This window comes from Actinosynnema sp. NPDC053489 (assembly GCF_044544865.1).
Lineage (GTDB): Bacteria > Actinomycetota > Actinomycetes > Mycobacteriales > Pseudonocardiaceae > Actinosynnema.
In genome coordinates this window covers 420,726-430,600 of the sequence record NZ_JBITXT010000003.1, presented here as the reverse complement: position 1 = coordinate 430,600, position 9,875 = coordinate 420,726, and the positions used below count along the sequence as shown (strand labels likewise).

The 9,875-nt window shown below is 73.2% G+C and carries 7 protein-coding genes; 2 read left to right on the top strand and 5 right to left on the bottom strand.

The window, feature by feature from the left end; genetic code table 11:
- Window positions 1–136: 136 nt before the first annotated feature.
- The 4 genes from ACIGNX_RS08805 to ACIGNX_RS08790 form a co-directional block, all read right to left on the bottom strand.
- Window positions 137–793 (bottom strand): DUF5336 domain-containing protein, encoded by a 657-nt coding sequence (locus ACIGNX_RS08805; RefSeq protein ID WP_396537813.1) that lies wholly within the window; start codon window positions 791–793, stop codon window positions 137–139.
- A 184-nt stretch (window positions 794–977) separates the two neighbouring features.
- A complete protein-coding gene (sucD, locus tag ACIGNX_RS08800) occupies window positions 978–1,868 on the bottom strand; it encodes a succinate--CoA ligase subunit alpha (RefSeq protein WP_396537811.1) in 891 nt (296 codons plus the stop codon).
- Between the two features lie 2 nt (window positions 1,869–1,870).
- Window positions 1,871–3,040, bottom strand: a complete 1,170-nt coding sequence (gene sucC, locus ACIGNX_RS08795) for an ADP-forming succinate--CoA ligase subunit beta (protein ID WP_396537809.1) — start codon at window positions 3,038–3,040, stop codon at window positions 1,871–1,873.
- A gap of 265 nt (window positions 3,041–3,305) precedes the next feature.
- Window positions 3,306–4,934 (bottom strand): hypothetical protein, encoded by a 1,629-nt coding sequence (locus tag ACIGNX_RS08790; RefSeq protein ID WP_396537807.1) that lies wholly within the window; start codon window positions 4,932–4,934, stop codon window positions 3,306–3,308.
- An 84-nt stretch (window positions 4,935–5,018) separates the two neighbouring features.
- Here ACIGNX_RS08790 and ACIGNX_RS08785 point away from each other — a divergent pair, with 84 nt between their 5' ends.
- Both ACIGNX_RS08785 and ACIGNX_RS08780 read left to right on the top strand, forming a co-directional pair.
- Window positions 5,019–6,041, top strand: a complete 1,023-nt coding sequence (locus ACIGNX_RS08785; protein WP_396537805.1) for an esterase/lipase family protein — start codon at window positions 5,019–5,021, stop codon at window positions 6,039–6,041.
- 209 nt (window positions 6,042–6,250) lie between these two features.
- Window positions 6,251–7,009 (top strand): M23 family metallopeptidase, encoded by a 759-nt coding sequence (locus tag ACIGNX_RS08780; RefSeq protein WP_396537803.1) that lies wholly within the window; start codon window positions 6,251–6,253, stop codon window positions 7,007–7,009.
- Between the two features lie 347 nt (window positions 7,010–7,356).
- On the opposite strand, the gene pcrA is transcribed toward ACIGNX_RS08780, so the two are convergent.
- Window positions 7,357–9,669, bottom strand: a complete 2,313-nt coding sequence (pcrA, locus tag ACIGNX_RS08775; RefSeq protein ID WP_396537801.1) for a DNA helicase PcrA — start codon at window positions 9,667–9,669, stop codon at window positions 7,357–7,359.
- Window positions 9,670–9,875: the final 206 nt, after the last annotated feature.

The following is a 9,875-nucleotide window of genomic DNA, read 5'->3' as shown; positions in this document are numbered from 1 at the left end:
GCGGGGGGGCGGGGTGTTTGGCCCCCCCCCCACCCCCCCCCCCCCGGGGGGGGGGGGCGGCGGCGGGGGGGGCGGCGCCCCCCCCGGGGGGGGGGGGGGGGCCGGCCCCCCCCCCCCCACCCCTCCCACGACGTGCTCAGCCCTGCTGCTGCGGCCCGCCGAACCCGCCGGGCGGCGTGCCCTGGCCGGGCTGCTGGCCGGGCTGGCCGAACTGCCCCGGCTGCGGCATGTAGGACGTCGGCTGCGGCTGGTTCGGCTGCTGGCCCTGCTGCGGCGGCACCGGCTGCCCGAACTGGCCGGACGGCGGGCCGTACTGCTGCGGCTGCTGCTGGCCCTGCTGCGGGAACGCGCCCGAGTGCGGGTTCCAGCCGCCCGGCTGGCCGTAGACGTTGGCGGCCTTCGGCTGCAGCTTCACCACGCCGGTCTCCAGCAGCAGGCTCAGCACCACGGCCGCGGTCAGCAGCAGCGACACGATCAGCAGCACGATCTGCATGCCCTGCACGTCGGCCTCGGTGGTGATCAGGCCCTGGAGCAGCGCCAGGGTCGGGATCAGCGCGAACGGCACCGCCGCGTACAGCAGGCCCTTCGGCGCCTTCGGCAGCACGGACAGACCCGCGAGGACGCCCGCCGCGATCAGGAACTGGTCGAACTGCACGTCGTCGGCGAACGCGAGCAGGTACGCGATCAGCGCCAGACCCGCGGCGACCAGCGGAAGGATGAGGTTCAGGTTCACACCCACCGCCGGCTGCGCCGGACCCGGCTGCTGCTGAGGGGCGCCGTACGGCTGGGACATGATGCGGTCTCCTCCACCTGCGGAACTGATTTCGGGTCGACAGAACGCTAGCCGATGCACACTCTCCGACGACGACCGGACTCCCGGGGTTCCCCCCAATGTGCGCATCGACTCCTCCGAATCGAGAACGGAGGGCCACCTCCCGGGGAAGTGGCCCTCCGCGCACCGCACGAGCGGATCGGCGTCAGCCGATGGACTGCATGATCTCGCGCATGATCGCGGCCGTCTCGCTCGGCGTCTTGCCGACCTTGACGCCCGCCGCCTCCAGCGCTTCCTTCTTCGCCTGCGCCGTGCCGGCCGAGCCGGACACGATCGCGCCCGCGTGGCCCATCGTCTTGCCCTCGGGCGCGGTGAAGCCCGCCACGTAGCCGACGACCGGCTTGGTGACGTTCTCCTTGATGTAGGCCGCGGCCCGCTCCTCGGCGTCGCCGCCGATCTCGCCGATCATCACGATCGCCGCGGTCTCCGGGTCGGCCTCGAAGGCCGCCAGCGCGTCGATGTGGGTGGTGCCGATGATCGGGTCGCCGCCGATGCCGATGGCGGTGGAGAAGCCGAAGTCCCGCAGCTCGTACATCATCTGGTAGGTCAGCGTGCCGGACTTCGACACCAGGCCGATCCGGCCCGGGCCCGAGATGTTGGCCGGGATGATGCCCGCGTTGGACTGCCCGGGGCTGATCAGGCCGGGGCAGTTCGGGCCGATGATCCGGGTCTTGTTGCCGGTGGCGACGGCGTGCGCCCAGAACGCGGCGGTGTCGTGCACCGGGATGCCCTCGGTGATGACGACGGCCAGGCCGATGCCCGCGTCGATCGCCTCGATGACGGCGGCCTTGGCGAACGCCGGCGGCACGAAGATCACGGTGACGTCGGCGCCGGTGGCCTCCATGGCCTCCGCGACGGAGCCGAACACCGGCAGCACGTTGCCGTCGAAGTCGACCTTCTCGCCCGCCTTGCGCGGGTTCACGCCGCCGACGATGGTCGTGCCCGAGGCCAGCATCCGCTTGGTGTGCTTGGTGCCCTCGGCGCCGGTCATGCCCTGGACGATGACCTTGCTGTCCTTGGTGATGAAGATAGCCATCGTCAGACCCCCGCAGCCGCGAGCTCGGCGGCCTTGTCGGCCGCGTTGTCCATAGTGTCCACCACGGTGACGAGCGGGTGGTTGGCCTCGGCGAGGATCGCGCGGCCCTCCTCGACGTTGTTGCCGTCGAGCCGGACGACGAGGGGCTTGGAGGCCTCGTCGCCCAGGATGCCCAGCGCGGCCACGATGCCGTTGGCGACCGCGTCGCACGCGGTGATGCCGCCGAACACGTTCACGAACACCGACCGCACGTCGGGGTCGTTCAGGATGATGTCCAGGCCGTTGGCCATGACCTCGGCGGACGCGCCGCCGCCGATGTCGAGGAAGTTGGCGGGCTTCACGCCGCCGTGCTTCTCGCCCGCGTAGGCGACCACGTCGAGGGTGGACATGACGAGGCCGGCGCCGTTGCCGATGATGCCGACCTGGCCGTCCAGCTTGACGTAGTTGAGGCCCTTCTCCTTGGCCTTGGCCTCCAGCGGGTCCTCGGCCTGCTTGTCCACCAGCTCCTCGTGGGCCGGGTGGCGGAAGGAGGCGTTCTCGTCGAGGGTGACCTTGCCGTCGAGCGCGACGATCCTGCCCTCGGGGTCGCGGACGAGCGGGTTGACCTCGACCAGCGTGGCGTCCTCGGCGACGAAGGTCTCCCACAGCTTCACGATGACGTCGGCGACCTGGTCGGCCACCTCGGCCGGGAACTTGGCGGCGGCGACGATCTCGTCGGCCTTCGCGCGGTCCACGCCCCGGATCGCGTCCACCGGCACCTTGGCCAGGGCCTCGGGCTTGGTCGCGGCGACCTCTTCGATGTCCATGCCGCCCTCGACGCTGGCCATGGCCAGGAAGGTGCGGTTGGCGCGGTCGAGGAGGAAGGAGAAGTAGTACTCCTCGGCGATGTCGGACGCGGGCGTGACCAGCACGCGGTGAACGACGTGCCCCTTGATGTCCAGGCCCAGGATCGCCTCGGCCTTGGCCTCGGTCTCGTCGGGGTTCTCGGCGAGCTTGACGCCGCCCGCCTTGCCACGGCCACCCGTCTTGACCTGGGCCTTGACCACGACGGTCTGGCCGAAGCGCTCGGCGATGGCCTTGGCCTCGGCGGGGGTGCTCGCCACGTCGCCCGGAAGTACCGGGACGTCGTGGGCGGCGAAGAGGTCCTTCGCCTGGTACTCGTACAGGTCCACTCGGGTCTCCTGCGACGTCGGTGTCGGACACCGCGTCCCGGTGCGGTCCTCTGAGGTCCCGGCGCTCCAGGCTGGCGCCTGGTTGCCCACACGTACCAGGCATCACCTGGAACGCCGGCACAGCCGTGGGGGGACCGGCTCGACGCGGCTTCGCAAGACACTATCGACCTGCCCGGACTCCACCGCACCCCACGCCCGTGAAGTCCGTCATAGAGGTGGTGAGGTCGATCACCACGCCGTGCCGGGCGGTGGTGGGGTGATCGGTTCAGCGGGCCGTGCGCAGCGCACCGGCGATGACGAACGCGGCCGTCGCGGCGGCGGCGAGCCACAGGCCCGGCCCGGGCGAGGCCTCGGCGGCGCGGGCCGCGGTGAGGGGGTACTCCCACGCCCGGACGGCCGTGACGACCGCCGCGCCGAGCAGCAGGGCCGCGCCCCGGGCCGGGCGGGCGCGGAGCGCGACCACGCCGGCGACCACGACCGCCAGCAGCGCCACGAGGAGGCCGAACGAGCCGACCCGCAGCCCGAACGCGCCGATCGGCACGTAGTCGGGCGCCCGCAGCACGGGCAGGCCGAACGCGCCGACCGAGAGCAGCACGGCGATCAGGGCGGCGGCGACGAGCGGGAGCGGCGGCTCGGCCGCGGTGGTGCCGACCTCGTCCCGCTCGACCGCGCCGGCCAGGGCGGCGGTCACGGCGGCGGCGCCCGCGGCGAGGAGCGAGGCGGCGGTGAACCAGACGCCGGCGCCCGGCTCGACGACGTCGACCCGCGTGGCGGCGAACACCGCGTCGAGCGCGCCCGCCGCACCCAGCGGCACGGTGGCCGCGGCGACGGCGAACGCGGGCCGGACGGCGGCCCTCGCGAGCAGCGCCACGGCCAGGACGCCGACGGCGACCGCGGCCGGCCACAGCGGTCGCGCCGCGTAGTCCGCGGGCGGCGGCGAGCCGTCGGGCAGGACCAGGAGGTCGGTCGACGCGCCGAGGGCGGCGGTCGCGGCGGCGGCCAGGCCGAGCACGGCGGTGATGACGTGCAGCCTGCGCAGCCCGGGCAGCCCGACGTCGTCCTTCGGCGCGTCCCCGACCACCCGTCGCGGCCAGGCCAGCGCGACCGCGGCGGCCAGGACCAGGAACGGGCCCACGGCCGGGCCGACGGCGTCGACCACGAGGGCCGTGACCAGCGGCGGGACGGCGGCGGCGAGCAGCACGGCGGACAGGCCGAGCAGGCCGCCCTCGCGCGCCTCGTCGGTGGTGGCGCTGGCGGCGAGGACCGCGAGGACCGGGGCCGCCGCGGTGAGGAGGAGGCCGCCCAGCATCGGCAGGACCGGCGAGTCGACCGCGCCGTGCGCCGGGATCAGCGCGTCGGTCGAGGTGAACGGCGCGGTGAACAGGCCGATGCCCGCGATGGTGCCGGCGGTGGCGGGCAGCGCGAAGCCCGCCCGCTCGCCGCGCACGTCCGGCTCCGCGCCGAGGGTGGCCGCGGCCAGCGCGCCCGCGGCGACGAGCAGCACGTGCCCGGCCAGGAGCAGCCACAGGCCGACCGCGGGGTGCGGTTCGGCGAGGCTCGCGGGGCGGAGCAGCTCGGGGCGGGCGGCCTTCACCGGGTCCACGAGCAGCTGGAGGTCGCCGAGCAGCCGGCCGACGGCGAAGACGGCGGGCGCGAGCAGCGCGGCCGCGGCGGTGAGCTCCTGCCCGCGGGCGAGGAACACCGCGGCCAGGGCCGTGGGCAGCAGGGCGAGCAGGGCCAGCAGCGGCCAGGCGGTGAACGCGGGTGGCGCTGAGCCGTCGACCACGCCGACAGCCGGGGCCGCCGCGGTGAGCAGCGCGCCCGCCGCGGCCACCCCCACCGCCGTCCGCAGTCCCGTGGGTGTCGGTGAGACCGGTGCAGCGGTTCGGATCACCGGTCGGACGCTAGCAAAACCGGTCGGGGTGCGACGGGTGGCCGGTCGCGGTTGTGGGCGGCCGGGACCGGGTACTGCTGGTCGATGGGGGCACCACTGACCTTCGGGCCGCTGGGCGGCGTGGCGCGGCGGCTCGCGCGGACCCTGGCCGGGTCCGGGACGGGCGTCGCGGGTGAGGTCCTGGGGCTCGCCGGCGGTCTGCTCAAGGCCGCGGCGTCACCCGGCGGGGTGCGCGGCGTCGCCGTCGAGACCGCCTGGCTGGCCGCCCGCGCGGTGCTCTACCCGTGGGGCGTCGCGGAGGAGCGGCTGAAGCCGGACGGGCACCTCGCGGCCTACCGCACCGACCGCCTGCCGCCCCGGCAGCGGGGCCTCGTTGTTTCGTCCATGGAGGCCGCGGGCACCCCGATAGTGCTGGTGCACGGCATCGGGGACAACCGGTCCGCCTTCGCAGTGCTGTCGGGGGCACTGCGAAGGCGCGGCTTCGGCGTGGTGCACGCCGTGAACTACAGCGTGCTGACCGCGTTGACGGGGGACGTCCGGCGGTCGGCGGCGCTGCTCGGGGAGCACGTGGAGCGGATCTGCGCCGAAACCGGCTCCGACCGGGTGCACGTGGTCGGCCACTCGCTCGGCGGCCTGATCGCCCGGTACTACGTGCAGCGGCTGGGCGGTGACGCCCGCGTGCGGACGCTGGTGACGCTGGGGACCCCGCACCGGGGCACGCTGACCGCCCACCTGCTGTCCACGCCGCTGACCAGGCAGTTGAGGCCGGGGTCGGACCTGCTGGCCGAACTGGCCGAACCGTCCGCGACGTGCCGGACGCGGTTCGTCGTCGTCTGGAGCGAGCTGGACCAGGTCGTCGTGCCGCAGCGGAACGCCCGGTTGGAGCACCCCGGGTTGGTCGTGGAGGAGCACCGGATACGTGATTCAGGTCACCTTTCACTACCCGTTGATTCGCGTGCGCTTCACCTGATTGTGAGCGCCGTCACGCGTCCGAGCGGCGACCTGGATCACCCCATCGTGCCTGCACCCGCTGGGTTTGCGGAGCCGGATCATGACCGTGAGTCACCGGTCATACGTGAGGGTGTCCCCCTGACCGCTAAACGGTAGTCATCGGGCTCGGGGATTGCCCTTAAGGGCTCCGCGCCGTTATCTTCCCCCGGTCCGTTGTCACGGTCTGGTCACAAGCAGGACGACGAGCCGGTACCCCGACCGGCTCAACCGGGATCCCCCGCCCGGTGGTCCGACCGGACTCCCCGAAGACGGAAGGCCAGGTTTTGTCCCAACACCGCTCCCCCGGCGGCCATACGAGTTCTGCTGTGCTCGAAGAAGCGGTGGACCGCGCTTCGGCCCGCACGGTGAGCTCGCACCGGCTCCCACCCCCGCCCTCGGCGCTGCGCGGGCGCATCGTGGTCGCCGCGGTCGCCGTCGGCGCCTTCGCCGCCGCCGGCGCCGGGCAGACGCTCCACGCGCTCGGCTCCGACTCGCCGTCCACGACCGACGAGGTCACCCCGCTCGCGAACGCCGCCTCCGACGGCGCCGCCGCGTTCGGCGTCGGTGGCACCGGTCCGGCGTCCCCGCAGGTCCTGCCCGTCGCCAAGGCGGTCGACCCGGCGGCCGAGGCGCAGAAGCTCGTCAAGAGCCAGCAGATCACCGAGACCCGCGAGGCCGAGGAGGCCGAGGCTCGGCGCCCCAAGTACTCCCGCCCCGCCTCCGGTGTGTTCTCGTCCGGGTTCGGCGGCCGCTGGGGCGAGATGCACTACGGCATCGACATCGCGGGCCCCATCGGCACGCCGATCCTGTCCGCCGCGGATGGTGTCGTGATCGAGGCCGGTCCCGCAAGCGGTTTTGGCCTGTGGGTCCGGGTCGAGCACTCCGACGGCACCGTGACGGTCTACGGCCACGTGGACACCTACTCGGTGGAGAAGGGCCAGCGGGTCAAGGCGGGCGAGCAGATCGCGCGCATGGGCAACCGCGGCTTCTCGACCGGTCCGCACCTGCACTTCGAGGTCTGGAACCCGGACGGCAAGAAGATCAACCCGCTGTCCTGGCTGAACGCCAACGGCGTCAGCGTCTGAGCCGGTCGTCCCGGCTCGTCATCGCGTGCACGAGGAGAGGGTCGGGCTGCCCGGGCAGCCCGACCCTCTCCTCGTTGCCAACCGTCCCCCGGCGGTGTCCCCCTCGCGGTGCGGTCGCCGCCCCCGACAGCGGCTCCCGCGGTAACCCCCCTCGTGCCGTCGAGCGGCTCCCCCTGGCCGGTCCTCCCCGAACGGCCCGGCCGTCCCGCTCGTGACACCCCTAGAGACGCGCGGACCCGATTCGGGTTGCGCGGGAACCGGGCCACGTCGAGGTGAACGCCGGCCGACCCCGCGGGGTTGACCGGCGTCGGTGGCGAATCACGGCCGAGAGCGCCGCTGAGAGCGCCTCAGAGCTTCACGAGGGGCACGCCGCCGATGAGCATCAGCCGGACCGTCCCCGCGCCGCCGAAGTCGATCGTGGCGGTCGCCCGGGGCCCGGAGCCGTCCACGGCCACCACGCGGCCGAGCCCGTACTTGTCGTGGCTCACCCGGTCGCCCACGTCCAGCTTGAGCGCGGGCGTGTCCTTCCAGCCGGCGCTCGTCGGCGCCGGGCGCGACGGGCCCGACCCGCGGCCCCACGACGTCGGCGCGGACGGCGCGGTGCGCCGGGGCTCCACCCGCCGCCAGTCGACCAGGTCGGCCGGGATCTCGTCGAGGAACCGCGACGCCGGGTTCGCCGAGGGTTGCCCCCACGCCGAGCGCACCAGCGCCCGGGACAGGTAGAGCCGCTCGCGGGCGCGCGTGATGCCCACGTACGCCAGCCGGCGCTCCTCGGCCAGCTCCGTCGGGTCGCCCAGGGCCCGCAGGTGCGGGAAGACGCCGTCCTCCCAGCCCGTGCAGAACACGACCGGGTACTCCAGGCCCTTGGCGGTGTGCAGGGTCATCAGCGTGACCACGCCGTCGGACTCCGCGTCCGGCACCGAGTCGGCGTCCGCGACCAGCGACACCCGCTCCAGGAACGCGGCCAGCGAGCCCTCGGCGGGCAGCCCTTCGTCCTCGTCGGGCACCGGGACCGCCGTGCCCAGGTCGGTGAACTCGCGGGCCACCGTGACCAGCTCGTTCAGGTTCTCCACCCGGGTGTGGTCCTGCGGGTCCTCGCTGGCCTCCAGCTCGGCCCGGTAGGCGGTCCGCTCCAGCACCGCCTCCAGGACGTCCGCCACGTCGTCGCCGCGCTCGACCAGCTCGCCGAGCGAGTCCATCAGCTCGACGAACCCGGCGATCGCGTTGCGCGAGCGGGGGTTGAGCAGCGGCACCTTGCCCGTCACCGCGTCGCGCAGCGCCGTCGCGAAGCTCACCCGCTCCCGCTCGGCGTACATCGACACGCACGCCTCCGCGCGGTCGCCGATGCCGCGCTTGGGCACGTTGAGGATGCGCCGCAGCGACACCGTGTCGTCCGGGTTGGACAGCGCCCGCAGGTACGCCAGCGCGTCGCGCACCTCGCGGCGCTCGTAGAACCGGACGCCGCCGACCACCCGGTAGGGCAGGCCGAGGCGGATGAAGATCTCCTCGAACACGCGCGACTGGTTGTTGGTGCGGTAGAACACGGCGATCTCGCCGTTGTTCGCCTCGCCCGTGTCGACCAGCCGGTCGATCTCGTTGGCGACGAACTGCGCCTCGTCGTGCTCGTTGTCGGCGACGTACCCGACGATCTTCTCGCCGTCGCCCAGGTCGCTCCACAGCCGCTTGTCCCGGCGGTTCGGGTTGCGCGAGATGACCGCGTTCGCCGCCGACAGGATCGTCTGCGTCGACCGGTAGTTCTGCTCCAGCAGGATCGTGGTCGCCTGCGGGTAGTCGCGCTCGAACTCCACGATGTTGCGGATCGTCGCGCCGCGGAAGGCGTAGATCGACTGGTCGGCGTCGCCCACCACGCACAGCTCGCCCGGCGGCACGCCGTCCGCGCCGGTCCCGATCAGCTCGCGGACCAGCGTGTACTGCGCGTGGTTGGTGTCCTGGTACTCGTCGACCAGCACGTGCCGGAACCGGCGGTGGTAGTGCTCGGCCACGTCCGGGTGGTGCTGCAGCAGCTCGACGGTCCGCATGATCAGGTCGTCGAAGTCCAGCGAGTTCGACTCGCCGAGCCGGCGCTGGTAGCTCTCGTAGACCTCGGCGACGCGGCGCTCCAGGTCGTTGGCCGCGCGCTCCTTGGCGGTGGCGGCGTCGACCAGCTCGTTCTTCAGGTTCGAGATGTGGATCGCCAGCGTGCGCGCCGGGTAGCGCTTGGGGTCCAGGTCGAGGTCGCGGGCCACCAGCGTGATGAGCCGGCGGGTGTCGTCGGAGTCGTAGATGGAGAAGTTGGACGACATGCCGAGGTTCTTGGCCTCGCGGCGCATGACCCGCACGCACATCGAGTGGAACGTGGACACCCACATCGAGCGGGCCCGCGCGCCGACCAGGTCGGCCACGCGCTCCTTCATCTCGGCGGCGGCCTTGTTGGTGAAGGTGATCGCCATGACCTCGCCGGGGTGCACGTCGCGCTCGGCGAGCAGGTAGGCGATCCGGCGGGTGAGCACGCGCGTCTTGCCCGAGCCCGCACCGGCGACGACCAGCAGCGGTGAGCCCGAGTGCTCGACGGCCCGCCGCTGGGACGGGTTCAGGTCGTCGAGCAGCCGGGCGGACCGGGAGGAGGGGGGACTTGAGGGCAAGTCGAACAAGGCGCTCATCGCCTGTCCACGTTACCGGGTACCCCCGACAGTCCCGGGCTGTGGCATGATGAACGGGTGCGCATGGCCCACTTCGAGTTTTTTTACGGGAACCGGACTCCGGCTCCCGTGGACCGCTAGCGCCGACAAGCCACCCACGAAGCCCCGGAGTCCTCGGACCCCGGGGCTTCGCTGCTGCCAGGGCTGGGACTCCCACCAGAGTCGAG